21 protein-coding genes and 2 pseudogenes are annotated in these 24,499 nt (G+C 69.1%); 15 read left to right on the top strand and 8 right to left on the bottom strand.

What is annotated here, in order from left to right; translation table 11 throughout:
- Nucleotides 1–79: 79 nt before the first annotated feature.
- Together FRCN3DRAFT_RS0212825 and FRCN3DRAFT_RS0212820 are read left to right on the top strand one after the other, a co-directional pair.
- The gene (locus FRCN3DRAFT_RS0212825; protein ID WP_007515399.1) at nt 80–1,552 is read left to right on the top strand and encodes an MFS transporter; all 1,473 of its coding nucleotides are present in this window, start codon (nt 80–82) and stop codon (nt 1,550–1,552) included.
- A complete protein-coding gene (locus FRCN3DRAFT_RS0212820) occupies nt 1,545–2,921 on the top strand; it encodes a M20/M25/M40 family metallo-hydrolase (protein ID WP_007515400.1) in 1,377 nt (458 codons plus the stop codon). Before FRCN3DRAFT_RS0212825 ends, FRCN3DRAFT_RS0212820 begins: the two co-directional genes overlap by 8 nt.
- A 645-nt stretch (nt 2,922–3,566) precedes the next feature.
- On the opposite strand, the gene FRCN3DRAFT_RS0212815 is transcribed toward FRCN3DRAFT_RS0212820, so the two are convergent.
- The 3 genes and pseudogenes from FRCN3DRAFT_RS0212815 to FRCN3DRAFT_RS44285 all read right to left on the bottom strand — a co-directional run.
- Nucleotides 3,567–3,929 carry a tetratricopeptide repeat protein gene (locus FRCN3DRAFT_RS0212815; protein WP_007515401.1) on the bottom strand — a complete coding sequence of 121 codons (363 nt, stop codon included), beginning with the start codon at nt 3,927–3,929 and terminating at the stop codon, nt 3,567–3,569.
- On the bottom strand, nt 3,926–4,324 hold the full coding sequence (locus FRCN3DRAFT_RS44290) for a DUF309 domain-containing protein (protein ID WP_007515402.1): 399 nt from the start codon (nt 4,322–4,324) through the stop codon (nt 3,926–3,928). The genes FRCN3DRAFT_RS0212815 and FRCN3DRAFT_RS44290 overlap by 4 nt, the downstream gene beginning before the upstream one ends.
- A gap of 289 nt (nt 4,325–4,613) precedes the next feature.
- Nucleotides 4,614–5,312 (bottom strand): annotated as a pseudogene (locus tag FRCN3DRAFT_RS44285) (aldehyde dehydrogenase family protein); the annotation flags it as partial.
- 404 nt (nt 5,313–5,716) lie between these two features.
- Here FRCN3DRAFT_RS44285 and FRCN3DRAFT_RS0212800 point away from each other — a divergent pair.
- The gene (locus FRCN3DRAFT_RS0212800) at nt 5,717–7,420 is read left to right on the top strand and encodes an FAD-dependent oxidoreductase (RefSeq protein ID WP_007515404.1); all 1,704 of its coding nucleotides are present in this window, start codon (nt 5,717–5,719) and stop codon (nt 7,418–7,420) included.
- A gap of 119 nt (nt 7,421–7,539) precedes the next feature.
- Here FRCN3DRAFT_RS0212800 and FRCN3DRAFT_RS0212795 read toward each other — a convergent pair whose 3' ends face one another.
- The 3 genes from FRCN3DRAFT_RS0212795 to FRCN3DRAFT_RS44280 all read right to left on the bottom strand — a co-directional run bounded on the left by FRCN3DRAFT_RS0212795 (nt 7,540) and on the right by FRCN3DRAFT_RS44280 (nt 9,827).
- A complete protein-coding gene (locus FRCN3DRAFT_RS0212795) occupies nt 7,540–8,694 on the bottom strand; it encodes an acetate/propionate family kinase (RefSeq protein ID WP_007515405.1) in 1,155 nt (384 codons plus the stop codon).
- A gap of 90 nt (nt 8,695–8,784) precedes the next feature.
- The gene (locus tag FRCN3DRAFT_RS58120; RefSeq protein ID WP_027140524.1) at nt 8,785–8,985 is read right to left on the bottom strand and encodes a hypothetical protein; all 201 of its coding nucleotides are present in this window, start codon (nt 8,983–8,985) and stop codon (nt 8,785–8,787) included.
- Nucleotides 8,985–9,827, bottom strand: coding sequence for an SRPBCC family protein (locus FRCN3DRAFT_RS44280; RefSeq protein WP_007515408.1), 843 nt, complete (start codon nt 9,825–9,827; stop codon nt 8,985–8,987). Before FRCN3DRAFT_RS44280 ends, FRCN3DRAFT_RS58120 begins: the two co-directional genes overlap by 1 nt.
- 766 nt (nt 9,828–10,593) lie before the next feature.
- Here FRCN3DRAFT_RS44280 and dnaK point away from each other — a divergent pair.
- From dnaK to FRCN3DRAFT_RS44275, 7 genes and pseudogenes are all read left to right on the top strand, one after another.
- Nucleotides 10,594–12,489, top strand: coding sequence for a molecular chaperone DnaK (gene dnaK, locus FRCN3DRAFT_RS0212775; RefSeq protein ID WP_007515409.1), 1,896 nt, complete (start codon nt 10,594–10,596; stop codon nt 12,487–12,489).
- Between the two features lie 145 nt (nt 12,490–12,634).
- Nucleotides 12,635–13,195: a nucleotide exchange factor GrpE gene (locus tag FRCN3DRAFT_RS0212770; RefSeq protein ID WP_035924713.1), complete on the top strand. Its 561-nt coding sequence runs from the start codon at nt 12,635–12,637 to the stop codon at nt 13,193–13,195.
- 4 nt (nt 13,196–13,199) lie between these two features.
- Complete coding sequence (locus tag FRCN3DRAFT_RS0212765; protein WP_007515411.1) at nt 13,200–14,153, top strand: DnaJ C-terminal domain-containing protein; 954 nt, start codon at nt 13,200–13,202, stop codon at nt 14,151–14,153.
- A 102-nt stretch (nt 14,154–14,255) separates the two neighbouring features.
- Nucleotides 14,256–14,723 carry a chaperone modulator CbpM gene (locus FRCN3DRAFT_RS0212760; RefSeq protein ID WP_007515413.1) on the top strand — a complete coding sequence of 156 codons (468 nt, stop codon included), beginning with the start codon at nt 14,256–14,258 and terminating at the stop codon, nt 14,721–14,723.
- Nucleotides 14,714–17,350, top strand: a complete 2,637-nt coding sequence (clpB, locus tag FRCN3DRAFT_RS0212755) for an ATP-dependent chaperone ClpB (RefSeq protein WP_007515415.1) — start codon at nt 14,714–14,716, stop codon at nt 17,348–17,350. The genes FRCN3DRAFT_RS0212760 and clpB overlap by 10 nt, the downstream gene beginning before the upstream one ends.
- Nucleotides 17,351–17,760: 410 nt before the next feature.
- Nucleotides 17,761–18,219 (top strand): DUF1931 family protein, encoded by a 459-nt coding sequence (locus FRCN3DRAFT_RS0212750; RefSeq protein WP_232794025.1) that lies wholly within the window; start codon nt 17,761–17,763, stop codon nt 18,217–18,219.
- 125 nt (nt 18,220–18,344) lie between these two features.
- Nucleotides 18,345–18,527, top strand: a pseudogene (locus FRCN3DRAFT_RS44275) (IS6 family transposase); the annotation flags it as partial.
- Here FRCN3DRAFT_RS44275 and FRCN3DRAFT_RS55030 read toward each other — a convergent pair.
- Nucleotides 18,482–18,736, bottom strand: a complete 255-nt coding sequence (locus FRCN3DRAFT_RS55030) for a hypothetical protein (RefSeq protein ID WP_198536191.1) — start codon at nt 18,734–18,736, stop codon at nt 18,482–18,484. The pseudogene FRCN3DRAFT_RS44275 and the gene FRCN3DRAFT_RS55030 overlap by 46 nt on opposite strands.
- Before the next feature lie 359 nt (nt 18,737–19,095).
- Here FRCN3DRAFT_RS55030 and FRCN3DRAFT_RS0212740 point away from each other — a divergent pair, with 359 nt between their 5' ends.
- Both FRCN3DRAFT_RS0212740 and FRCN3DRAFT_RS0212735 read left to right on the top strand, forming a co-directional pair.
- Nucleotides 19,096–19,296: a hypothetical protein gene (locus FRCN3DRAFT_RS0212740; RefSeq protein WP_007515418.1), complete on the top strand. Its 201-nt coding sequence runs from the start codon at nt 19,096–19,098 to the stop codon at nt 19,294–19,296.
- A 570-nt stretch (nt 19,297–19,866) separates the two neighbouring features.
- Nucleotides 19,867–20,688, top strand: coding sequence for an SCO6745 family protein (locus FRCN3DRAFT_RS0212735; protein WP_007515419.1), 822 nt, complete (start codon nt 19,867–19,869; stop codon nt 20,686–20,688).
- A gap of 112 nt (nt 20,689–20,800) precedes the next feature.
- Here the strand turns inward: FRCN3DRAFT_RS0212735 and FRCN3DRAFT_RS0212730 are convergent, their stop codons facing one another.
- Complete coding sequence (locus tag FRCN3DRAFT_RS0212730) at nt 20,801–21,244, bottom strand: NUDIX hydrolase (RefSeq protein ID WP_051466242.1); 444 nt, start codon at nt 21,242–21,244, stop codon at nt 20,801–20,803.
- Between the two features lie 629 nt (nt 21,245–21,873).
- On the opposite strand from FRCN3DRAFT_RS0212730, the gene FRCN3DRAFT_RS0212725 reads away from it, so the two are divergent.
- The 3 genes from FRCN3DRAFT_RS0212725 to FRCN3DRAFT_RS57660 all read left to right on the top strand — a co-directional run bounded on the left by FRCN3DRAFT_RS0212725 (nt 21,874) and on the right by FRCN3DRAFT_RS57660 (nt 24,201).
- Nucleotides 21,874–22,125 (top strand): hypothetical protein, encoded by a 252-nt coding sequence (locus FRCN3DRAFT_RS0212725; RefSeq protein WP_007515422.1) that lies wholly within the window; start codon nt 21,874–21,876, stop codon nt 22,123–22,125.
- Nucleotides 22,126–22,472: 347 nt separating this feature from the next.
- Complete coding sequence (locus tag FRCN3DRAFT_RS0212720; RefSeq protein WP_027140523.1) at nt 22,473–23,753, top strand: IS256 family transposase; 1,281 nt, start codon at nt 22,473–22,475, stop codon at nt 23,751–23,753.
- Complete coding sequence (locus FRCN3DRAFT_RS57660) at nt 23,722–24,201, top strand: helix-turn-helix transcriptional regulator (protein WP_425343322.1); 480 nt, start codon at nt 23,722–23,724, stop codon at nt 24,199–24,201. The genes FRCN3DRAFT_RS0212720 and FRCN3DRAFT_RS57660 overlap by 32 nt, the downstream gene beginning before the upstream one ends.
- The last annotated feature ends 298 nt before the right edge of the window (nt 24,202–24,499 follow it).

The raw sequence follows: 24,499 nt of genomic DNA, 5'->3' as shown, positions 1-24,499 counted from the left end.
GCGTCGCCGACGCCGCTGGGCTAGCAGAGCCCATTTCCTTGCCGCGGAAACGCGGCTATAGCGACCTGGAGAAAAGGCCATGACATCTTCTATCGACGTCGGCAAACCATCCCTGGCGGCTCGGCTCGATCGCCTGCCGGTTGGCAGGATCCACCTCGTCGCGGTCATCTGCGTCGGGCTCGGGTTCTTCTTCGACACCTACGAGGTGTTTCTGGCCGGCACGTTGTCGGTCGTGCTGAAGGAGAGATTCGGATTCGGAGGGGATGCGCTCAAGCTTCTGCTGGCCAGTGCCTTCGTGGGCCAGTTTGCCGGCGCGCTGGTACTCGGCCGGCTGGCCGACCGCATCGGCCGCCGCAACTCGTTCTTGCTGAACCTGCTCATCTACTCGGTGTTCTCGCTGGTCGGCGGACTGGCGCCGAACGTCGAGGTCCTCGTCGGCGCACGGTTCCTGGCCGGGATGGGGCTGGGGGCTGAGCTCACGCTCGGCGACTCCTACCTGTCCGATCTGCTGCCACCGCGGGTGCGCGGCCGGCTCATTGCCGTCGCGTACACGATCGGCTTCCTTGGCGTCCCGGCCGCCGGGTTTCTCGGCCGCGGGCTCGTGGCGCGCAGTCCGGTCGGCGTCGACGGATGGCGCTGGATGTTCTTCCTCGGCGCTCTCGGCGCCGTGCTGGTGTGGGCGCTGCGGCGGGTGCTGCCCGAGTCGCCGCGCTGGCTGGAGTCGGTCGGGCGGCATGAGGAGGCCGACCGCATCGTCACCGCGTGGGAGACCGACGCCGTCCGGCGTGGGCACGCCCTTTCCGAACCGGTCCCCGTCCCGGCCCCGACGGCGCCTCCCGAGACAGCACTGCGGCGCCCGCCGTTCCGTGTGTTGTTCACCGGGCCGTTCCTGCGGCGCACCGTGATGGCTTGGATCATGAATGTGATGTCGGCGATCGGCTACTACGGATTCGGCACGATCGCGACCCTGGTGCTGGTCGCGAAGGGCTACACGGTGCTTACCTCGCTGAGCTTCCTCGCCCTCACCTATGTTGGCTATCCGCTCGGCTCACTGCTGTCGCTGCCAGTGATCGAACGCTTCGAGCGCCGTGCCGTCGTGGCGGTCTCGGCCAGTGGAATGGCCGTCACCGGGCTGCTGTTCGGGTTCGCCGGCTCCGGCACCACCGTGGTTTTGTGGGGAACGCTGTTTACATTGATCAGCAACGTCTACTCCAATGGTTACCACGTCTTTACGGCCGAGCTGTACCCGACCGCGGTGCGTGCCACGGCGGTCGGCGCGGCGTACGCGCTGAGCCGGCTCGTCACCGCCGCGCTGCCCTTCGTCCTCATCCCCGTCCTCGACCACGCCGGGTCGGGAGCCGTGTTCACCGTGGTCGCCGCCGCCCTGGTCATCCTGGCCCTCGACGTCCTCGCGCTCGGGCCACGCACCACGGGACTGCCGGTGGACCAGGCCGCCGCTCTGCCCCAACGGCGGCCAGCGCCAGCACCCACCGCGCGCGAACTGACACCGGCCCTGGAACTGGACCAGCCCGGTGGGCCGCGGCATGCCTGACGGCGCGACCCCGGCAGCCCCGGTCGCGGCCGCCGGGATCGCCGCGGTCGCCGCGGGCGAGCGCGCCCCCCGTTCCGCGGCCGACGTCGCCGTGGCCATCTGCGCCGACCTGCTGCGGATCGACACCTCCAACTACGGCACCGACGACGGCCCGGGCGAGCGCACCGCCGCGGAATACTGCGCGACCGTTCTGGCCGACGCGGGCCTGCCTGTCGAGATCATCGAACCCCGCCCCCGACGCACCACGGTCATGGCGCGTTGGCCCGGACTGGACCGAACACGGCCACCGCTCCTCATCCACGCCCACACCGACGTCGTCCCGGCGGAACCGGCCATCTGGAGCAGGCACCCGTTCGGCGCCGAGCTGGCGGACGGATGCCTGTGGGGTCGCGGTGCGGTCGACATGAAGTACTTCGTGGCCCAGGTGCTTGCGGTGATCCGGGCCTGGTCAGGCAGCGGGCAGCGGCCGGCCCGTGACGTCGTGCTCGCCTTCGTCGCCGACGAGGAGAACGGCGGCCGACTGGGCGCGCGGTGGCTGGTCGAGCATCATCGCGACCTACTGGACGACTGCACCGAGGCCATCGGAGAGGTCGGCGGGTACTCGGCGCGGCTGCCCACCGGGCAACGACTGTATTTCATCGAGACCGCGCAGAAGGGCGTCCTCTGGTTCGAGGTCACCGCGCGCGGTCCCGCCGGGCACGCATCGATGATCAATGACGGTAACAGCGTGGTGAACCTAGCCGAGGTCGTCGCCCGCATCGGCCGGCACGAGTTCCCGTATCGCCTCACCCCGACCACGCGCGCCCTGCTGCAGACCGTCGCCGACTGCGTCGGCGAACCGTTCGATCCGGTTGACCCAGAAGCGTTGCTGCACCACCTCGGCCCGGCCGCCCGCATGATCGCTTCGTCACTGCGCGACGTCGCCTCGCCGACCGAGTTGGCCGCGGGCGGAAAGACGAACGTCATACCGCCGCACGCCACAGCGCGGTTTGACTGCCGGTTCCTGCCCGGCTCCGAAGAAGCCTGCGCGGCGCGCATGCGCGAGCTGATCGGGCCGGGCGTCGACCACCAGATCGTCTACCGCGCCATCGCGGTGGAGACCGAATTCAGCGGGCCTGTCAGCGAGGCGATCACGCAGGCAGTCATCGCCACCGATCCCGGCGCAATCACCGTTCCCTACCTCCTGCCCGCGGGCAGCGACGCCAAGCACTTCAGCCAGCTCGGCATCAACTGTTTCGGATTCGCTCCACTGCAATTGCCCGACGGTTTCGACTTCCCCGCGGCCTTCCACGGCGTGGACGAGCGTGTGCCGGTCGACGCGATCCGCGCCGGAGTCGCCATCCTGGAACGATTCCTGCAGTTGTGCTGAATCAGGCTCCCGGGAGGAGGACCTCGTGGCGACGTTGTTGCGTCGAAGCGGACCGAGGCGTGGTACGGGCCGGCGAGTCTGTTGCACCGGCCGGGGCCATCTGTTCAGGAACAAGAAAACAAAGATCGAAAATCGATCAGGCGAGGATCGTCGAGAAACGTGTTCGATCTTCTGGACGACGAGTGGTGCGGGTTCGGGCGCGCCGGTGGGTGCCCGAAATCGGGTCCGGTCAGGCTGCCTGCAGGTATTCGTGGATGAGGCCGCCGCGCCGGTCTCCCGGAAACCACTCCACCGGCACACCCGCAGCCGCCAGAACCCGCCCAGCCGAACCCGCATCCGGGAACACCCTCGCGAACTCCGCGACCCCACCCGCCGACAAGCCACCCACCGGCAGCCACCCCCGTCACCGACCAGCCACCAGCCGTGGCAGACCAGTGACCCAAATGAACATCATCCCACCGGAACGGAACGACGGCCGCGCACCCCAGGCAGTGCACACGGATCTCTACGACGCAGTGACGAGCATCACAATCGATCAGTCCAACTAGATGAGCAATTTCGGTTCCTCGCCTCATCGCAAGAAATCGCTAGTGCTCCAGGGAGCATCGCCCCGAGGTTCGCCCCGTAGCGCCCGTCGGCACGCGATCAACTGCCATCAAGATCGACTAACGCCGCTTCGGCCTGGATCGTGGCGGGATGGTTCTCGCCAAGCACCCTCCGCCGACGCGCGACCACCTCCGCTCGCAGCACCCGCGCGGCCGCAGCGTCGCCCAGGCGAGAGAGAGTCACCGCGAGGTTCGCCACAGCACCAATCGTGTGCGGGTGATCCTCACCAAGCACCCGCTGCCGCCACGAGAGCACGTCCTCATCCAGCGCCCGAGCAGCCGGATGATCCCCCTGCGCCCGCAACGTCGCCGCCAGATCCGACGCGGCGGTGACCGTGTCCTCGTCACTGCCGGGGGCGGCGCGCCCTGGCTTCCGCGCCGAGCTGGCCGCCCGGACGCTCACCCGGGAAGGGCGGGGCGAGGGGGGTGCCGGCGCAGCGGCGGCGGCCGGAGAGCCTGGGCCGCGTCCGAAGCGAGATCCCCGGTTCGCGCGCGCGCCCACGCAACCAGCCCGACGACGTCGATGCCATGCGGCGCGGCGGCCGCGTACGGGGCGATGGCGTCAACCGACCGCGACAGCAGCGCCACCGCGCTCCTAGCGTTGCCGCGCGCCGCGTGGGTGAGGCCGACCGCGAACTGAGCCAATCCCCGCCACAATGCGCGCTCGTCGGGTGGCGCGGTCTTCCAGGTGTTTTCCAGGACCTCGTGGGCGTGGAACGGCATTCCCGCATCGAGCAGCCGCTGCGCCGCCGTCAAGGCCTCATCCGGCGAGTACCCCACGACTTCGGACTGCCACACGACCCCCTCGGCGCCTCGTGGCAGCGGTCTGCCCAGCCCGTCGCGCGGCCGCGCGTTCCGCGCCCGGCCGCCGTCGTCGCGATCTCGTTCAGGCCTTGGTATGGGGTGCGTCATCGCGCGCGGCCCGTCGAGTCCTCCAACAAACGCACACCCACCATGCTCGCAGACGGCGCGGGGGAACCCCTACGACGACGTGTACCGTGCGTGCGCGGTCGTCGACGTCAGACCAAGCTTGCGAGACGAGGAGACGCTGGGCCGGGGTAGTTGGGGCACATCGTCCGAGCAGGCGTCAGCCCAAAGCGTCGGTGATCGGCGCGTCCGTCCCCATCGTCACGATCAGCTTCCGGTTGGCGAACTCCTTGATGCCGAGGTGAGACAGCTCTCGGCCATAGCCGGACCGCTTGATGCCGCCGAAGGGCAGTTCCGGCTCGGAGGACGTCGGATGGTTGATCCACACCATCCCGCTCTCGATCCGGCTGGCGACTGCACGCGCCCGGGAGATGTCGCTGCTGAATACCGCACCGCCGAGACCGTAAGGCGAGTCGTTCGCCAAGGAGACCGCCTCGTCATCGTCTTGTACCCGATAGACGACCGCGATCGGTCCAAACAGCTCTTCGCGAAAGGCGCGCATCTTCGGCGTCACGCCGACGAGGACCGTGGGTTGCACGAACGCTCCGGGGTGGTCGGCGTGCCCGCCGCCGACGACCGCGGTCGCTCCCTTGTCCAGCGCGTCGCGGACCTGGTCCACCAGCGTCTGGGCGGCCTGCTCGGAGCACACTGGTGCCAGCGTGGTGGCCTCGTCAACGGGGTCGCCCGGAACCAGCTTGAGCATCCGTTCGGCCAGCGCGGTCACGAACCGGTCGAATACCTCGGATACCACGATCACCCGCTTGGCGCTGACGCAGCTTTGCCCCATGTTGTGCAGGCGGCCGACCAGGGCCGCTTCGACGGTGCGGTCGAGGTTGTTGTCATCGAGCACGATGAACGGGTCGCTGCCGCTCTCGGCCTCCTCGACGTTCCGAACACATGCGCACTTACGGCTAGCACGGAAAAAAGCCGAATGTGTACCCTCGGCGCGACCTAGCTTGGTTTACCCGGTGGTCTTGGTGGTAGTCGGACAGGACGTGGCCAGTCGACGTGTACGGGTCGATGAAGTGGGTAGCATCGGCCAATATTCGGGGCTTCGAGCCTGGTGCGTTCGGTCTAACACGAGACGGATGTCCGTCATTGGCAACGTATGTCATCTGGCCGGGTTTCGGATTGCTGCCGAGATGCGGTGCTGGATGTCGCGAACTGCCGAAGTCCGGTAGCGGCACAGCGACAGGGACCAAGGACGGCCGCGGTTGCCGGCTCCCGAGACCGCCCCGCGGCACACCCGCATCGGAGAAGCCCATGACGATTACGGACACAGTCGGAGTCACCGAGTCTCCGGATAGCTACGGCGCGTATCCGCGGCTGTCGGCCGGCCAGATCGAGACCCTCGCGACCCGGGGCGACCATCGGGACGTCGCGCCCGGCGAAGTGTTGATCCGGGAGGGCGAACCGAGCGATCGGTTCGTGGTCATCCTGCGGGGTTCGGTGCAGGTGATCACGGGCTATGGCAGCGACGAGCCCCGGCGGCTCCTTGTCCACGGAGCTGGGCGTTTCCTCGGGGAGCTCGGCCTCCTGGCCGGGCAGGCGTCCTTCTACACCGCCGTCGCCGGCGGGGGCACCAGGGTCCTCGTCGTGCCCGTGGAGCAGCTCGCGGAGCTCCTGCAGTGCGACACCCGGCTCGGTGACCTGATCGTGCGGGCCTTCTTCATCCGGCGAGAGATACTCGTCGGCCTCGATGCGGGTTTCCGGATTATTGGCTCCCGCTACAGCGCGGACACGCGACGGCTGCGCGAGTTCGCGGCCCGAAACCGCCTGCCACACCGGTACGTCGACCTCGAGGAGGACACCGACGCGGAGGAGGCCCTGCGCTCTCTCGGCCTGACTCCCGAGGACACACCAGTCGTGATCTGGCGGGATGGAAAAGTCCTGCGCAACCCGAGCAACGCGCGGCTGGCGCAGGCGATCGGGCTGACGACCCCGCGCCCGGACAGTGGGGTTCGGGATCTGCTCGTGATCGGAGCGGGACCAGCCGGGCTCGCCGCCGCCGTCTATGGCGCCGCGGACGGCCTGACCACCACCGCGTTCGACGCGACCGCCACCGGAGGCCAGGCGGCGACGTCCTCCCGGATCGAGAACTACCTCGGGTTTCCCGCCGGGATCTCGGGGGCGGAACTCGCCGAGCGGGCCGCTATCCAGGCACGCCGGTTCGGTGCCGAGATCAACCTACCGGCCGAGGCCGTGTCGCTGGTACCGGACGGCGAGCTGCAGGCCGCGTCGCTGGATCTCGACGGCCAGCGGGTTGAGATCGTCAGCCGGACCGTCGTTATCGCCACCGGCGCCCGCTACCGCGAACTGGACGTGCCCGGTATCAGCGAGCTCGCAGCAACCAGCGTGTGCTACGCGGCCACCTTCATGGAAGCCCGACAGTGCGCCCGTCACCCCGTCGCCGTCGTGGGCGGCGGCAACTCGGCCGGGCAGGCCGCCGTCTTTCTCGCGGGGGTTGCGCCGCGCGTGTACCTGCTGGCCCGCGAATACGATCTCCATCAGAAGATGTCGAAGTACCTGGTGGACCGGATCAGCCGTCATCCGCGGATCGTTGTCCGCACTCATACCGGCCTGCAGCGCGCAGAGGGAGACGGCTGCCTGGAAGCGCTCGTCCTGGAGGACCTCCACACCGGCGAGCACGAGTCGATAGCCGTCCACATGCTCTTCGTGTTCATCGGCGCGCGGCCCCACACCGACTGGCTGGGCGACATCGTCGCGCTGGACGCCGACGGATTCGTCCTGACCGGAACCGACGCCGTCTCGGCCCCCCGGGGCGACCACTCGCGGCGTCTCGGCCGCCCGCCACACCCTCTGGAAACCAGCCGACCGGGGGTGTTCGCCGCCGGAGACGTCCGACACGGCGCCACCCGAAGGGTCGGCTCCGCCGTCGGCGACGGTGCCGCCGCCATTCAGATGCTCCACGACCACCTCCAGCGGACCGGAAGCGCGGCGCGCTGACGACAGGTCTCCAGGCGGATGCCGGCGGCCCAGCAGCGCACCGACCCCGCCGGCCGGCGATCCCCCGGCGGCCCATGGGCTCGGGCAGCTCTTTGCTGTGGTGCGCTCTACGCATGGGCTCAAAGACTCCGGTCGTCAAGGGCGGCGAGCGCGGCGAGGGTCTCGCGGGCGAGCTCGAGGTCCTCGCGGGGTTCGATGACCAGCACGGGGACGGGGGCGTCCGGCGCGCTTACCGGTCCATCGGCGTCGAGCCGGTCGCGGATGGGAGGCCGGACACCGAGGATGCCCAGGCCCGCGCACACAGCGGTGCGGATCTCGGGCTGGTCCCAGCCGATCTCGCCGGTCAGGACAAGAGCGTCGAGGCGGTCGAGACTGGCGCTCGCCGCCGCGATCTCGCGACAGAGCCGGTGGCTGTAGTGATCGAGCGCCAGGCGCGCCGCCTCGTCGCCGGAGTCCGCGGCGACGACCAGGTCCCGGGTGTCGTCCGAGAGGCCGGACAGGCCGAGCAGGCCCGACCGATGGTAGAGGCCGTCGGTGACCTCCCGCAGGGTCAGCCGGTCGCCCTCGAGCAGCCACAGCAGCACACCCGGGTCGATCGCACCCGACCGGGTACACATCGGCACGCCATCCAACGGCGTCATCGACATCGACGTGTCGACACTGAGGCCGTCCCGGACCGCGGTCACCGACGCGCCACCCCCCAGGTGGGCCATGACGAGATGCAGTCCATCCGGCCGCCGACCCAGCAGGTCCCCGGTGCGCCGCAGCGCCCAGGCGTAGGAGAGCCCGTGGAAACCGAAACGGCGCAGGTGATACTTCTCCCGCCACGGGGCGGGCAGCGCCAGGGTGGCCGCGACCACCGGCAGCCCCCGGTGGAACGCGGAGTCCGGGCAGACCACGTGCGGCACGTCCGGCAGCCTGCGCCGCAGGTTGTCCAGCAGGTCGAGCGTGGGCGGCAGGTGAAGGGGCGCCAGACCGGCGACCGCCCTGACCTCGCGCAGCACCTCGTCGTCCACCAGAGAAGGCCTGGTCAGGGCCGGACCACCGTGCACCAGCCGGTAGCCCACGGCGCGCACCGGCCGCGATACGACCTCGCTGAGAAATGCGTCGACCGCCGCGGCCGCTGCCGGCGATCCGGGCGGCTGCTCGAGGTGGCGGCTGGCTACGACCCGATCTCCGGGCCCGGCCAGGACCAGCCGCAGGCTCGATGATCCCGGGTCACAGGCCAGGACGACCGGGTCCGGCGCGGTGGTCGGCGACCGCGTCGTGGCCATGGCAGATCCCTTGGGAGCGTGTCTCATGTGGGGTGGGCCAGCGTCGAAGAGTTCCCGCGGCGCCTGGCGGGACACGCCGGCTGGCGGCGGTCAGGGCGTCAGGACGGCCTTGACGCACTCGTCCTCCTTGTTGAGGAAGGTCTCGAAGGCGGAGGGCGCATCGTCAAGGCCCATGCGATGGGTGATGACGAAGCTCGGGTCGAGCTGATCGGCCTGGATGCGTTCGAGTAGCGGCTTGGTGTACCGCTGAACGTGGCACTGCCCCGCCCGCAGGGTCAGCCCACGATTCATCAGTGACCCCATCGGGAACTTGTCGACGAAGCCGCCGTACACGCCGATGACGGAGACCGTTCCGCCGTTGCGGCAGTTGCGGATCGCCTGCCGCAGCGCGAAGGGGCGGTCGCTTTCCTCGCCGGGCCGTCCTCGACGACCTCGGCGTCCCACTCGACGTGAGTCCCCGCCGGACCCTTGGCCTTCCAGTGCGAATGCCCGTCGACAACCCGCACCGAGTCCAGGTGGTACATGAATCTCGGCAGCCGCTCGAAGTCATGCCAAGCCTCGTAGAGCTCCGTCGGAGACCGCCGGATGGTGGCGTTCGCCGTCGCATGCACCGGGTGCCTGGACCCGGCTGTCCTGCGTTCCGCCTCGGTCATGGCGGCCTGCTTTCTGGCGGCGATCACATCCAGCGCCGTGCAGCCGACGACCGCCGCGGTGGCGACGCTCAGCCGGGTCGCGCTCCGAGGATGGAAGCGGTACCGGCTCAACGCGAGCCCGAGCGCCGAGAGATCCAGCACGTCTCCCGCGACCCGACCCCACAGCGCGCGTTCCGGGCATCTGCTCACGAAAACCCCGACCCCGGCCGAGACCTCCCGAACCCCGAACAACCGCAGAACAGACCGGTTCGTGGCCGAGTCGTCGACGCCAAGCGTTCTGGCCAGCGAGTGCGGAGCGCCGATCTCGGTGGCGCCGAGACCCAGACTGAACCAACCGAGGGCGGTGCGGAGGAACTCCGCACCGGGCCGTCCAACCCGGCTGAGCCGTTCGCCAGGCTCGCGGCGCTCGCTGTCGCCGGGCCGCTCGACCGGGCCGAACCGCCTGGATCGCCCGTCGTCGTGCGGCAGCCGAGTACTCATGATCTCTCCTGCCTGTCTGGCCGGCGTCAGGGGCCTGCCTACGTCCCGGTGACGTCCGGCGGAACGTGCCGCCTCGCCAAGGGCTGCTCCCCCGCCGGGGAGCGGAGCGTGTGCACGCCGATCGCGCCGGCCCGACGCACCGCACCGGGCCCGTGGGGCATCCGGTTGGAGCGCTCGCTGGTGAATGTTCATCCCGCGGTGGGCGCTTTAACGCGAAGCGAAACCGGACCGTGCAGATCTTCGCCCATGTTGAGCGGCGTCCGGGTCGGGAACGAGGGCGTTCGCCGTTGCGACCTCGCGGCCTGGACGTGGCGTTCTCACCCCGGGCCGCGTGCGTGTGGGCGGTCCCACATTGGGATCCCGTGCCTACCGTCCACAAAACGTGGCGGCTCCGATCGACCCGGCGGCCCCATGGCGCGAGGCGGAGACGGGCGGTCGATGCTTCACACCTTCCTCGCCCGAAGAATATGGTGAAGCCAGACATCTCGGCGTCATGCCCGTACAGGTGAGCCGTCACGCGATAATGATTCGCGTCATGTTTATCGGCGGGGCGCGATCCTGCCCAAAGTTTGGGGTGTCACCGGTAGGGAAGGGCAGCCAGCGGTGAACCCGCGGGTAGCACCCGTTGGGCCGATATCGGGCGGCGTGGCCGGCTTCGTCTGACTGGCTCAGCCAGGACATCTCTAGCCGGGATGGTTTGGACGGCCCGTGGTGGCTCGTTCGACTTCTGACCGTTTCCGCTCGCTCCTAGCTTAGGAGCAGGTTCATGGCCAAGGCAGTAGGTATCGACCTGGGCACGACCAACTCGGTGATCGCCGCGTGGGAGGGTGGTGAAGCCAGGGTCATCCCGAACTCCGAGGGATCGCGGACGACTCCGTCCGTGGTCGCGTTCACGGAGAGCGGGGAGCGGCTCGTCGGTCAGTTAGCCAGGCGGCAGTCGATCCTCAACCCGAAGGGCACGATCTCCTCGGCGAAGCGGTTCGTCGGGCGGCACTACGACGAGATCAGCGAGGAAAGTAAGGCGGTCGCCTTCGACGTCGTGCCCGGCCCCAGCGGCTCCGTCCGCTTCAAGGTACGGGACAAGCTCTATTCGCCGGAGGAGATCAGCGCGCTGGTGCTGCGCAAGCTCGCCGACGACGCCGCCAAGCAGCTCGGCGAGAAGGTCACCGAAGCGGTCATCACGGTGCCCGCCTACTTCAACGACGCGCAGCGCACCGCCACCCGGGACGCTGGCCGCATCGCCGGCCTGGAGGTGCTGCGGATCATCAACGAGCCGACCGCGGCCGCGCTGGCCTACGGGCTGGACAAGAAGCAGCACGAGACCGTGCTCGTGTTCGACCTCGGCGGCGGCACGTTCGACGTGAGCGTCCTCGACGTCGGCGACGGGGTGGTCGAGGTGCGCTCGACCGCCGGCGACAGCCACCTGGGCGGGGACGACTTCGACCGCCGGCTGGTCGACCACCTGGCCGACGACTTCCAGCGTGACCGGGGCATCGACCTGCGTGCGGATCCACAGGCGCTGCAGCGACTCTTCGAAGCCGCAGAGAAGGCGAAGGTCGAGCTGAGCTCGGTGACCCAGACCCAGGTCAACCTGCCGTTCATCACCGCGGACGCGTCCGGGCCGACGCACCTGACGACCACGGTCATGCGCTCGACGTTCGAGCAGATCACCGCCGATCTGCTGGATCGGACCATGGGACCGGTGAACCAGGCAACGGAGGACGCCAAGGTCACCCCGGACGACCTGGACGAGGTGATCCTGGTCGGCGGCGCCACCCGGATGCCGGCGGTGCAGACGCTGGTCCGGCGGCTGACCGGCGGCAAGGAACCGAACATGAGCGTCAACCCGGACGAGGTGGTGGCGCTCGGGGCCTCGATCCAGGCAGGGGTACTCAAGGGCGAGGTCAAGGACGTGCTGCTGCTCGACGTCACCCCGCTGTCGCTCGGCCTGGAAACCCGCGGTGGCGTGATGACGAAGATCGTCGAGCGGAACACCACGATCCCGGTTCGGCGATCGGAGGTGTTCACCACCGCGGAGGACAACCAGTCCGCTGTCGACGTGGTCGTGCTGCAGGGCGAGCGGGAACGCGCCGCGGACAACCGGGTGCTTGGCCGCTTCCGGCTGGAGAACATCCGGCCGGCCCCGCGCGGCGAGCCCCAGATCGAGGTCACCTTCGACATCGATGCCAATGGCATCCTCAACGTCACCGCGCGGGACAAGGACACCGGAGCCGAGCAGAAGATCACCATCACGGAAAGCTCGACACTCGACAAGAGCGAGGTCGAGCAGATGATCAGCGAGGCCGAACGGCACCGGAATGAGGACGAGGCGCTGCGCGCCGCGATCGACGCCCGCAACGAACTCGACTCGGTCGCCTATCAGGTCGAGCGCCGGTTGGCGGACCTCGGTGACGCCGCGCCGGCGCACGAGAAGGCCCGCGCCGAGATGCTCATCACCGACGCTCGGCAGGCCGTCAAGGACGAAGCGCCGCTCGACCGGGTCCGGTCACTCAGCTCGGATCTCCAGCAGCTCTACCACGCGTTGGCGAGCGTCCAGCCGGGCGGAGGTGGCCAGCCGGGTCCCGACGGCCCGGCCGGCGGCGGGCAGCCGCCGTCGAGCGGCCCGGATGACGTCATCGACGCCGATTTCGACCGGAGCTGAGCGTCGGAGCGGGCGAGCAGAGCGGTCCCGCGAGGCGAACGGGCGAACGGGAGCGGTGAGCGAGCGAGCGGAGGACTGAGCGATGACGTCTGCCCGTCGGCCATCACCAGAAACCGGGGATGATCATCCGCGTGGGAACCGGCCCGTGGGCGCGGACCAGTCGGCGGCGGCCACCGATCGGCCGGTAAGCGAGACGCGGCCTGGTCGCGGCGAGCAGCCGGCCAGGGTGGAGCAGCCGGCCGGAGCCGACCCGCGAGACGAGCCGGCGGCGCTCGCCGCGCGGATCGAGGAGCTCACGGCCCGCTGGCGCCAGGCCCTCGCGGACCTCGACAACCAGCGCAAGTGGTGCGCCCGGGAGGTGGAACGGGAACGGGAGGCCGCGCGCACGGGGGCGGCCACGGCCTGGCTACCGGTGCTCGACCACCTCGAGCTCGCGCTGGCGCATGCCGGGGCCGATCCGGACTCGATCCTGACCGGCGTCCGGGCCGTGCGCGACCAGGCGGTCGACGTGCTGGCCCGGCTCGGCTACCCCCGCCATGACGAGGTAGGCGTGCCCTTCGACCCGGCCAGGCATGACGTGGTGAGCGTCGTCGACGAGCCGGGCAAGCCGCCGGGCACGGTGGTCGCCGTCGTCCGGCCCGGCTACGGCGACGCCGGACGGCAGCTGCGCCCGGTAGGCGTGGCCGTCAGCAAGCCCACGGAGTGACGCCGTGGCCCGGGACTACTACGAGGCTCTCGGCGTCAGCCGCGCGGCGACCACGGAGGAGATCCAGCAGGCCTACCGGAAGCTCGCCCGCCGCTACCACCCGGACGTGAACAAGGATCCGGCGGCTGAGGAGCGCTTCAAGGAGATCAACGACGCCTATCAGGTGCTGTCGGACCCGAAGACCCGTGGCCGGTACGACCGGTTCGGGCCGGACTTCCGGCGCATACCCGAGGACTACGAGGAACGGATGGCCGCGGGCGTCGGTGCCGGCTTCGGGGGCGCCGGTGCCGGGCGCGGGGGCTCGGGTCAGCGGGTCCGGGTGACGCCGGGCTTCGAGGCGGGCTTCGGCGGTGGCGGCGGCTTCGAGGACCTGTTCGGAGACCTCTTCGGGGCGGGTCGCGGCGCACGTGGGGCGACCGGTCCGATTCCCGGCGCCGATCAGGAGGCCGAGCTGGCGCTGAGCGTCGAGGAGGCGTACCGGGGCGGCCGCCGTCAGGTCACCCTCGCTGGCCCCGAGGGCGCGCGGGGCTACACCGTGACCATCCCGCCCGGAGTGATGGACGGGCAGCGGATCCGGCTGGTCGGGCAGGGCGGGCGTGCCACCGGCGATGGCCCGGCCGGGGATCTGTACCTGCGGGTGCGAATCGTGCCGCACCCGCGATATCGGCTGTCCGGGCGGGACATCCACCTCACCGTGGCTGTCTCGCCCTGGGAGGCGGCGCTCGGTGCGACCGTCCCCGTCGCCACTCCGGGCGGCGAGGTCAAGGTGCACGTCCCGGCAGGCTCGTCGTCCGGCCGGCGGCTGCGCCTGCGCGGTGAGGGCATGCCCAACCCGAGGGGCTCCCCTGGTGACCTCTATGCCGAGGTCAGCGTGATGGTCCCGGCGAAGCTGACCGACCGCGAACGCGCGCTGTTCGAAGAACTGGCGGCGATCTCCACGTTCGACCCGAGGACGTAGACGCAGGACATGACCAGAACGCGATCGAGACCCGGTGGCCGGACGCGACCACGGCGGTGACCCACGGCGGGACCTGGTCCGGGCAACGGTAAGGAGGCGAAGATGAGCACCCGTTCCCAGCCGCAGGGTGGGGCGTCCCGGCCCGAGGCCTCCCGCCGCTACCCACTGACGCCGGTCCGCCGCCCGCGCCGCGGCACCGTAGGCGCGAGAAGCGAGGCCCCACGGTTCGGCGTCGCCACCTGGCTCACCCTGGAGACGGTCGCCGACCGGGCCGGGCTGCATCCCGAACTGGTCCGCCGGTTCGCCGCGCTCAGCCTGCTGGACACGTCCCGCGACGCCGCCGGCACGCTGTGGTTCCCGCCGGACACTCCGGCGACGATCGCCCGGATCCAGCGGCTACGGGCCGGTCTCTGCCTGAACTACGCCGCCATCGGCCTCGTGCTCGATCTGCTCGACCGCATCGACGCGCTGGAATCCGCCCTCGGGGGCAGCACGGCCCCGCGGGTGCGGTCGGCGCTGGAAGCCAGCCGGGAAGCCAGCAACGCGAGGAGCGGACGACTATGGACATGAACCGCCTGACCCAGAAGTCCCAGGAGGCGCTGGCCGCGGCCCAGGCCAAGGCGACCGCGCTCGGGCACACCGAGGTCGACGGCGAGCACCTGCTGGCCGCCCTGCTGGCGGCGCCCGACGGGCTGATTCCACGGCTGCTCAACGAGGCCGGGGCCGATGTCGCCGCCCTCAGCACGCAGCTGGAGGCCGACCTGGCCCGGCGCCCGAAGGTGACCGGTCCAGGAGCCGCGCCCGGGCAGGTGTTCGTGACCCAGCGGTTGGCCCGGCTGCTGGACGCGGCCGAACGCGAGGCGGGGCGGCTGAAGGACGAGTACGTGTCGGTGGAGCACCTGCTGCTCGCGTTGACCGAGGAGGGCACCGCCACCGCCGCCGGCCAGCGGCTGCATGAGCATGGCGTCACCAGAGAGTCCTTCCTGGCCGCGCTCACCCGGATCCGCGGCCACCAGCGGGTCACCTCCGCAACCCCGGAGGCCGCCTACGAGGCGCTGGAGAAGTACGGCCGGGACCTCGTCGAGCTGGCCCGGACCGGCAGTCTCGACCCGGTCATCGGCCGGGACACGGAGATCCGCCGAGTGATCCAGATCCTCAGCCGCAAGTCGAAGAACAACCCGGTGCTGCTGGGGGATCCGGGCGTCGGGAAGACCGCGATCGTGGAGGGCCTGGCTCAGCGGATCGTCCGCCGGGACGTGCCGGAGGGCCTGCGCGACAAGACCGTCTTCGCGTTGGACCTGAGCTCGCTGGTGGCGGGAGCGAAGTACCGCGGCGAGTTCGAGGAACGGCTCAAGGCCGTGCTGACCGAGGTGAAGGCCGCCGAGGGGCGGGTCCTGCTGTTCGTCGACGAGCTGCACACCGTGGTCGGCGCCGGCGCCGCCGAGGGGGCCATGGACGCCGGGAACATGCTCAAGCCGATGCTCGCCCGCGGCGAGCTGCACATGATCGGCGCGACCACGCTGGACGAGTACCGCAAGCGCGTCGAGTCCGACGCCGCGTTGGAACGGCGATTCCAACCGGTGATGGTGGACGAGCCGAGCGTGGAGGACACCATCTCGATCCTGCGCGGACTGCGCGAGCGGTTCGAGGTCTTCCACGGAGTGAAGATCCAGGACCGCGCGCTCGTCGCCGCGGCGACGTTGAGCCACCGCTACATCACCGACCGGTTCCTGCCCGACAAGGCGATCGACCTGGTCGACGAGGCCTGCGCCCGGCTACGGACCGAGATCGACTCGATGCCCGCCGAGCTGGACGAGACCAGCCGCCGGGTGACCCGGCTGGAGATCGAGGAGGCGGCCCTGGCCAAGGAGACCGACCCGGCCAGCCAGGCGCGACTGGATCAGCTGCGCCGGGAGCTCGCCGACGTGCGCGCCGAGGCGGACGCGATGCGCGCCCAATGGGAGGCCGAACGCCAGGCGATCCGCCGAGTCCAGGAGCTGCGCGGGGAGCTCGAACGCGTCCGCCGCGAAGCCGAGGAGGCCGAACGGGCCTACGACCTCGAGCGGGCCGCCGAACTGCGCTACGGCCGGCTGGGCGAGCTGGAACGGCGCCTTGCCACCGAGGAGGAACAGCTCGCCGCCAAGCAGGGCGAGCACCGGCTGCTGCGCGAGGTCGTCACCGAGGACGAGATCGCCGAGATCGTCGCGGTCTGGACCGGTATCCCGGTCACCCGGCTCAAGGAAACCGAGCGGGACAAGCTGCTGCGGCTGGACGAGATCCTCCGGGAACGAGTCGTCGGCCAGGACGAGGCCGTCACGCTCGTCGCCGACGCGATCATCCGGGCCCGGTCCGGGATCCGGGACCCCCGCCGGCCCATCGGCTCCTTCGTGTTCCTCGGCCCGACCGGTGTCGGGAAGACGGAGCTGGCGAAGACCCTGGCAGTGGCGCTCTTCGACACCGAGGAGCACATGATCCGCCTCGACATGAGCGAATACCAGGAGCGGCACACCGTCAGCCGGCTGGTCGGCGCTCCCCCCGGCTACGTGGGATACGAGGAAGGCGGCCAGCTCACCGAGGCCGTCCGGCGCAAGCCCTACTCGGTGGTGCTCTTCGACGAGATCGAGAAGGCGCACGCGGATGTGTTCAACGTCCTGCTGCAGATCCTGGATGACGGCCGGATCACCGACGCCCAGGGGCATCGGGTCGACTTCCGCAACACCGTCATCATCATGACCTCGAACATCGGCTCGCAGTACCTGCTCGACGGGGTGGACGCGAACGGCCAGATCAGGCCCGAGGCCGAGGCCCGGGTGATGGCGGAGCTGCGGGGGCACTTCCGCCCGGAGTTCCTCAACCGGATCGACGACATCGTCCTGTTCCGGCCGCTGGCCCTGCCGCAGATCGAGCGGATCGTCGGCCTGCAGTTCGAGGAGCTGCGCCACCGGCTCGCCGAACGGCAGATCAGCCTGGAGCTGGCCGAGGCCGGCCGCCGGCTGATCGCCGAGAAGGGATTCGATCCGGTGTTCGGCGCCCGCCCGCTACGCCGATACATCTCCCACGAGGTCGAAACCCAGGTCGGGCGTGCGCTCATCCGCGGCGAGGTCTCCGAAGGCGGTGTCGTGCGCATCGACGCCCACGACGGGGAGCTGGTCGTGAACTACGAGAAGGCCCCCGCCCGCCACGGCCTCGCCGCCTGAGCTTGTCGTTCGACTTGTCCGTCTCTGGGGCGCGCGGCGGTTGTCCCGTTCTGATCTCGCCGACTGGTTGGTGGGCTGCGCGTCGCCGAAGCGGTTCGGATGCTGGCACACAGGGTCCACCGCGCACAAACCTCTGACCTGGTCAAATGGATTTGCGTTGTCCGGGAGCGGAGAGAATCGAGGCTCCGTCTGCGCAGGTAGCGGGCACCGATGCCCTTGGTCGTACATTGCCGGGCTTCCGGAACGAACCCCTCCGTCCCGTGGACCCGGAGCGGCCGGCGTCTGGGACGTGTACGGATCACTCGGCGGGCAATGCCGATTCTAGATAGAGGTATGTCCACGCTGAAGCGGATGCGAGACGGCGGTGCGGGTCACCGCGTACCGGCCTCGCATCACGGGAAGATCGGGGGATGCTAAACATGCCGGTCATGGGCGTCAGTAGGTTCGAACGGTTTTTCCGGACCGCCGCGGGACTGGACGTCGACAAGAACGACCTGAAGCGGCACAACGAGTTCGTCAACGACAAGTTGTACGACCTGCTGGTGATCGCGCGGGCGACGGCGAAGGCGAATCTTCGTGATGTTATCGAGCCATGGGATCTACCGATCACCAAGGGCCTTCAGGAGAGCATCCACCGCTTCCGGAGTCTCGATGAGGAGATCGAGCTGAGCCCCATCCTGGAGCAGATCGCCGCCCGGCCTCCGCTCGAGATCGCCCTGAGCGAGGACACATCCGCCCGGCTGCCTCTCATCGCCGGTGGGCTGAGCCTCGCGCTCGCCGAGGCCTTCACGATCCTGGAGCCGGACGTGCGCAACCCTGGTACCGAGGAGTGGGCCCGAGCCAGCCGGATTTTCAATCTGCTCCTGTAGAAGGGAAGTTTCGGAGGAGCGCGCTGGGCTGGTGACCTCGCACGGCTTTGTTGCGTGGCGGGGCACAGCGGTCGGGCCATCCGCTCAGGCATGATCGAGTAGTGCATCGTCGGCGTGTACGACCTGTGGTTCCGGCCTCGGAGTTTGCCGGGTTCCGCTTCCCGCCCGACGTGATCGTTCTGGGTGTCCGCTGGTACCTACCGTTCGCCCTGTCGTACCGCGACGTCGAGGAACTGCTGGCCGAACGCGGCCTCGACGTCGATCACGTCACGATCTTCCGGTGGGTGCAGCGGTTCACGCCGCTGTTGATCGACGCGGCCCGGCCATGCCGCCACAGCCCGATCAGCCGCGCCGGCCCGGGTCGATCCATGCCTAGAGGCTTCCTGTCGGTGGGGAGCCGCAAGCCGACGGTGATCTTTGCCAGATCGCGGTGGCGCTCATGAACGGCGATCAGCTCTCGGATCTCCGCCAAGGCGAAATCCGCCGCGCCCTCGTTGGCGGTGCAGGCCGCACCCACCGCTCGATCTTCTCATCCGGCGGAGGATTAACGATCTTGGCGTTGCGGATCGCGTTGAGCTGGCTGACGCTGTACCCGCACCGCTCAGCGAGCTGCGGATCGGTTAGACCCGCGCTGTTGCGCAGCCGACCCAGGATCGCGCACATCTCCCTGACAGCCAGACTCGGCTCACTCGCCGCCATAGGAACCCCCGTTCCTGTTCCGGTGCACTTCCGGTACCGGAACCACCGGACAGTCTGCCCCAATGGTGAACAAAGCCGATCGTTCCGGTCACATTCCGGCACAACGAAAACCCCAGTTTGGACGCCCCACCGTCAGGACTGTCGCCGATCCGAGCGACTGGACTGAAGGAGCGCCGGATGTACACCGACCCGATGACAGCCAAGATCCTCGTAGCGGCGTTGTGCGTCACCGCGTCCGTCTGCGTGGCGCTGGTCGCCGGCTACCTGGAGCGGCGCGCCGGCGCCCACCCGGCGAACGCGGTCCTGCGCGGCGGGACCGCGTTCGCCGGCGCTCTCGCGTTGAAGATCCTGGTCCTCACCGCGCTCGGCGCCCTATGACCTCGAGCCTCGCTCGTAACCGGCCATCGTCACCCGCGAGCTCACAAGCCGCCCGCCCTCTCGTCTGCCAGTCACACTGGTAGGCAGCAGCGCGTCAACCTAGTGGTCGAGATTCTGGTCCGCGATCACGCGTAGTCGATCAACCCGGCGCCGACAGCCACCGGCCAGGGCGTTTGTCGACATTGAATTTCGACGCGGGTTATCGACGCCGCGCGAAGGCTCTATGGGTGGCCGCCCGCCGGTGTCGACAGACGACCGTTTACCGACAAGATCCCGGGATCAAGCGGCTACGCTGAGCTACTTTCCCCTGACTGCACGCTCGACGCCCTCGACGACGACGTCCGCGAGGTGCGGCAGCACGACCCAAGGCCAAGGAGGTCACACCAGCCCGATGATCGCAGTCAGCCGTCAACTTTTGATCAACCTGGCGTCGCTTCAACCACAAGATCGGCGCCAGATCCCGTTGCCACTTACGAAGCCACACGCCCATCGATGAGTTTCGCGGGGGTCAAACGTCTAAGTGATCGTGAGTGTCCGCACGATGCGCTGGGCAGCAGGAGGATCAGGACCATGAACTCGATGGCACGCCGGATGTTCGAGCTGGTCGAGCCGATCGGTGTCATCCCCTACGCAGCCGACGAACCCAATGAGGCGATGTTCGCCCTGGGGTTCACCAACTACTGGGATACCTACTTCGCCGGACGGGCGGCGCCTCTGGGTCTCGTCCCGGCGGAGGTGGTGGACGCGCTCTTCTACAACTTCGCTCCCGGCGAGGTCGCCCGCCACATCCCGAAGGTGTGGGACACGACCACGCCCGAAGCGGCGATCGCCGCTCGTCAGATGGGTTGCGTGAAGGCGTTGCGGCGGATCCTCGGCGATCACGTCGACTCGCCCGCCTTCGCACGGGCCGCCGAACTGTTGCTGCGGGCTGCGACCAGCGCACCGTTCGAGGGCCGGCCCATGTACGCCGCGCTGCGCGCGATCCCGATCCCCGATGACGTGGTGGCTCGTCTCTTCCATGCAGCTTCCATGCTGCGCGAGCACCGTGGCGACGGGCACATCGCCGCCCTGATGATCGAAGGTGTCGGCGGCCTGGAGGCTCACGTCCTCCACGCCCTCGGCATAGGCATGCCCGCGGAGAAGTTCGGACGGATCCACCACCTCCCCCCAGCGCAGCTCGCCGCCGTGATCGACGGGATGCGCGCTCGCAACCTGATCGGAGATGACGGTTGGCTGAGCGAAACGGGCCGCGCCATCAAGCAGCGGGTCGAGGCGCTCACCGACGACCTCGCCGCGAAACCGTACGAGAGCCTCGGGCCCGACGAGCTCGACGAGCTCGTGACCACCCTCGAACCGCTCGCCACACTGCTACTCGCCGACCAGCACTGGTAGACGGAGCGTAGCCACCAGGACGCGGATAGGGCGCGGCGGCGGGAAGCCGGCCGGGTGGCGCCTAGATCATCGCTACCGCCAACGGCCGTACGGCCAGTCCCCCAGCCAGTTCTCAGCCGCGGACGATCACAGCTCGCGCCAGCCGTCCCAAGCACACGTCAAGAGGCTGCATGCGACCCGCGAGCGGCTCGGTGCCGTCCCACCAGGTGATCGCGGCTATCTCGTCGTTAGGGGTGAATCGGTCGCTCGATGCGGCGTGTCCGGCGTACACCGCCGCATACTCGACGCGCTGCTCGGGCCCCAGGAGGAACTGCGCGAAGCCGGCGAAGATCAGCTGCTCGACCCGACAGCCGGATTCCTCGTGTAGCTCGCGTACCGCCGCCTGCCGCGCTGTTTCACCTGGGTCGATGCTCCCTCCTGGCAGCTCCCAGCACTGTCGATGACGGTCGAACACCAGCGGGGCCGACCGGCTGTTGTAACCGTCACGGAGCTGACTTAGAACGCTGATGAGCGACTGGCCGCGCAATGCGTCAATCTCATCAAAAAACAGAACCAACGGGCGAGGACACACCTGCGCCCACGCGGTCAGCCCCGTACCAAGCCGGGTCGCCGCCGGCGCGTCCGGCCACGCCGGCGGCCGCAGCTCCTCCGGCAGCTGCCACCGCGCAGCTTCCTTGATCCGCTCAAGAATGCCGAGGGTGGGGCACCGTAGTCGTCACCGGCCGCCCTGGCAGCCTCACACGAGAACATCACCGCCGCATAGCGGCCCTGGGCCGTCAACTCGCTCGCGAGTGCACGCAGCGCAGTCGTCTTCCCGTCTGACGAGGCGCATGCACGACGAAGTACGCCTTGAGATCCACAAGCCGAGGCGCCTCCGGCAACCGGGACAACGCCGGGATCATGAAATGGTCCGCCGGCAGACACGGCCCAGCCGTGTTAAACCGACGACCCATCAACCCCGCCCTCCAGACCCGGCGAGCAGCGACTGCTCCGCGCACCACCCCACGCGTGATCGATGATCTAGCGCCCGGACACGGCACCGCGGTCAACGGACCTCGGTCAATGCGGCTGGCCTGGTCAGACCTGTCAGACCTCACCTGCGGGTTGCGGATCCAGGCCTGCCACCGCCGTACCACGTGGGTCCTCGGATGCCCAGCTGTTCAAGGCTACTCAGAGAGGCCTGCCATGAACATCGACGATCCCCTCGACCCACCGACGGATCCCGCCGCACGCTCCGCCTACCTCCGGCAGCGAGCCGAGCTCGCACACCTACGCACGCAAAGACTGACGACGACGATCAGCCGGACCACCAACCAATCGGACCCGGCAATCCGCAGCCAGGTCAAGGCGATCCTCGCACCGCCACCCACCGAACGCCTCGAGATGCTCATGGACGAGCCCGCCGTCTTCACCAACGCCCACCTGATCACCGAGTGACGGACAAAACCCGCCCCGCCCCCGCCTCCAGCTCTCCGGGATGCACGGCATGCCCGCCGAACACCAGGTCCACCACGCCATCGTCGGAGGAGCCGACACACGCATCCAGGACACTCCCACGTCACTGGCGACCTGGACATCGGGCCGGACCCGGACACTCCCCCTGGCGCTCTCGCCAGGCAGCGGGAGGGACTGTCGGGACCGCCGTGTCGTGATGGTCGCTCCGCTGGTCCTCACTCGGCGAAATTGGTCGCCGCGGGGAGTGCTTCAAGATCGGTGTTTCCGGCCCGACACGCCGGGCCTCGGGTCCGGCGGGATGGGCACTGTGAGTGATGACATCGGGTGATATGACCCCTCGCAGGAAAGATCGGGATGTGGGGCGGCAGCTGTCGCCGGAGCAGGCGGCCGCCGCGGCGATGATCGCGGACGCGAAGGCGCGGGGGCTGGCGCTGACCGGGCCGGACGGTCTGTTGAAGCTGTTTACCAAGAGTGTGTTGGAAACGGCGTTGGCCGAGGAGATGACCGAGCACCTCGGCCATGAGAAGAACCGCGCCCCGGTCGAGCGGGAATCGACGAACGTGCGGAACGGCAGCCGGTCGAAGACAGTGGTTTCCGAGGCGGCTGGCGAGGTGGAGATCGCCGTTCCGCGGGACCGGGAAGGGACGTTCGAGCCGCAGATCGTGAAGAAGCGGCAGCGGCGTCTCTCGGGTGTCGACGAGATCGTGCTGTCGCTGTATGCGAAGGGGCTGACGACAGGGGAGATCTCGGCGCATTTCGAGGAGATCTACGGGGCGTCGGTGTCGAGGGAGACCATCTCACGGATCACCGACACGGTGCTCGCCGAGATGAATGAATGGGCCTCTCGTCCACTCGATCGCGTCTACGTGGCGATCTTCATCGACGCTGTCGTCGTGAAGATCCGGGACGGGCAGGTCGGCAACCGGCCCGTCTACGCCGCGATCGGGGTCACCATCGACGGCCACAAGGACGTCCTGGGCCTGTGGGCCGGGACCGGGGGCGAGGGCGCCAAGTTTTGGATGTCCGTGCTCACCGACCTGCGCAACCGGGGCGTCGGCGACGTGTTCTTCCTCGTCTGCGACGGGCTGAAAGGGCTGCCCGAGGTCGTCGAGAACGTCTGGCCCGCCACCACCGTCCAAACCTGCATCATTCATCTGATCCGCAACACCTTCCGCCTGACCTCCAGGCGCGACCACGACGCCATCAAACGCGACCTGCGGCCTATCTACACCGCTCCGACCCCGCAAGCCGCGGCCGTCGCGCTCGACGAGTTCGAGGAAACCTGGGGAAAGCAGTACCGCGCGGTGATCCGGCTGTGGCGGAACGCCTGGGAGGAGTTCATACCGTTCCTCGACTACGACGCCGAGATACGGCGGGTCCTGTGCTCCACAAACGCCATCGAGTCGCTGAACGCCCGCTACCGCCGCGCGGTCCGCGCCCGCGGGCATTTCCCGTCAGACCAGGCCGCGCTGAAATGCCTGTACCTTGTCACCCGCAGCCTGGACCCGACCGGGACCGGCCGCGCCCGGTGGGCAGTCCGCTGGAAGCCCGTGATCGACGCCATGGCGATCACTTTCCGTGACCGCTGGCCGTCCGCCGAGACCTACTGATCAAAACTGCCGGAAACACCGGTCACGGGATACTCCCTCGCCGCGATATGCACGACTGGTGATATCACCATCTGCCGATATCGGCCTAGTATTGATTTATGGTGATACCGATTGGCGAGTACCAGGTGATCGCGGCGCGGGATCTTGGAGCGGCCATCAGGCACTACCGGTCCGCGGCTGGGTAACGCAGGTGGCGGCGGCGGAGGCAATGGGAGTCGGGCAGTCGTACGTGTCGTCGTTGGAAGCGGGGAAGTTCGGCAGCTCGTTGACGCACGCGTTGCGGTTGCTGCGGTTCGTGGGGTGCGAGGTCGTCGATGGACGCCGATGCCACCGCCGTCCCGCCGGGCGGGCGGGCGAGGCGCGCAGGATCGAGAACGGTCCCGTGGCCGTCCGCGTGAGCGCGGCCTCGCGGCCCCGGTGCCGATCCTTCGCTGAAGGAGCTCGCTGATGCTGCGCGACTGTCTGGTTGTCGTGGTCGAAGGCGCCCACGCTTCGGGCAGGACGACGCTTACTCACGTGCTGGCCGCGTATTACTGGGAACGCGGTGTGCGCGTCGCCTGTGTGCCGCAGCCTGTCCGGAATTCTCCGGTTCTGCCGCGTGCCGCCCGTTCGATCACGACCGGGGCCAGCCTGACAGTGGTGGCTCGCTCATGCTCGGAGCGGGCCGTTTCGGGTCCATTCTCGCCAACTGGCCCCGTGAGATCACCTGGCGGGACTAGCCTTTCCCGTGTTCTGGGGCGGGGCCG

Source organism: Pseudofrankia saprophytica, from assembly GCF_000235425.2.
Lineage (GTDB): Bacteria > Actinomycetota > Actinomycetes > Frankiales > Frankiaceae > Pseudofrankia > Pseudofrankia saprophytica.
This window is presented reverse-complemented; position numbering and strand designations above follow the sequence as displayed.

Coding starts and splice junctions, on each gene's coding strand:
- FRCN3DRAFT_RS0212825 (WP_007515399.1), top strand. CDS start 80: ATGACATCTTCTATCGACGTCGGCAAACCATCCCTGGCGGCTCGGCTC.
- FRCN3DRAFT_RS0212820 (WP_007515400.1), top strand. CDS start 1,545: ATGCCTGACGGCGCGACCCCGGCAGCCCCGGTCGCGGCCGCCGGGATC.
- FRCN3DRAFT_RS0212800 (WP_007515404.1), top strand. CDS start 5,717: ATGACGATTACGGACACAGTCGGAGTCACCGAGTCTCCGGATAGCTAC.
- FRCN3DRAFT_RS0212795 (WP_007515405.1), bottom strand. CDS start 8,694: ATGGCCACGACGCGGTCGCCGACCACCGCGCCGGACCCGGTCGTCCTG.
- FRCN3DRAFT_RS58120 (WP_027140524.1), bottom strand. CDS start 8,985: ATGAATCGTGGGCTGACCCTGCGGGCGGGGCAGTGCCACGTTCAGCGG.
- FRCN3DRAFT_RS44280 (WP_007515408.1), bottom strand. CDS start 9,827: ATGAGTACTCGGCTGCCGCACGACGACGGGCGATCCAGGCGGTTCGGC.
- dnaK (WP_007515409.1), top strand. CDS start 10,594: ATGGCCAAGGCAGTAGGTATCGACCTGGGCACGACCAACTCGGTGATC.
- FRCN3DRAFT_RS0212760 (WP_007515413.1), top strand. CDS start 14,256: ATGAGCACCCGTTCCCAGCCGCAGGGTGGGGCGTCCCGGCCCGAGGCC.
- clpB (WP_007515415.1), top strand. CDS start 14,714: ATGGACATGAACCGCCTGACCCAGAAGTCCCAGGAGGCGCTGGCCGCG.
- FRCN3DRAFT_RS0212750 (WP_232794025.1), top strand. CDS start 17,761: ATGCTAAACATGCCGGTCATGGGCGTCAGTAGGTTCGAACGGTTTTTC.
- FRCN3DRAFT_RS0212740 (WP_007515418.1), top strand. CDS start 19,096: ATGTACACCGACCCGATGACAGCCAAGATCCTCGTAGCGGCGTTGTGC.
- FRCN3DRAFT_RS0212735 (WP_007515419.1), top strand. CDS start 19,867: ATGAACTCGATGGCACGCCGGATGTTCGAGCTGGTCGAGCCGATCGGT.
- FRCN3DRAFT_RS0212725 (WP_007515422.1), top strand. CDS start 21,874: ATGAACATCGACGATCCCCTCGACCCACCGACGGATCCCGCCGCACGC.
- FRCN3DRAFT_RS0212720 (WP_027140523.1), top strand. CDS start 22,473: ATGACCCCTCGCAGGAAAGATCGGGATGTGGGGCGGCAGCTGTCGCCG.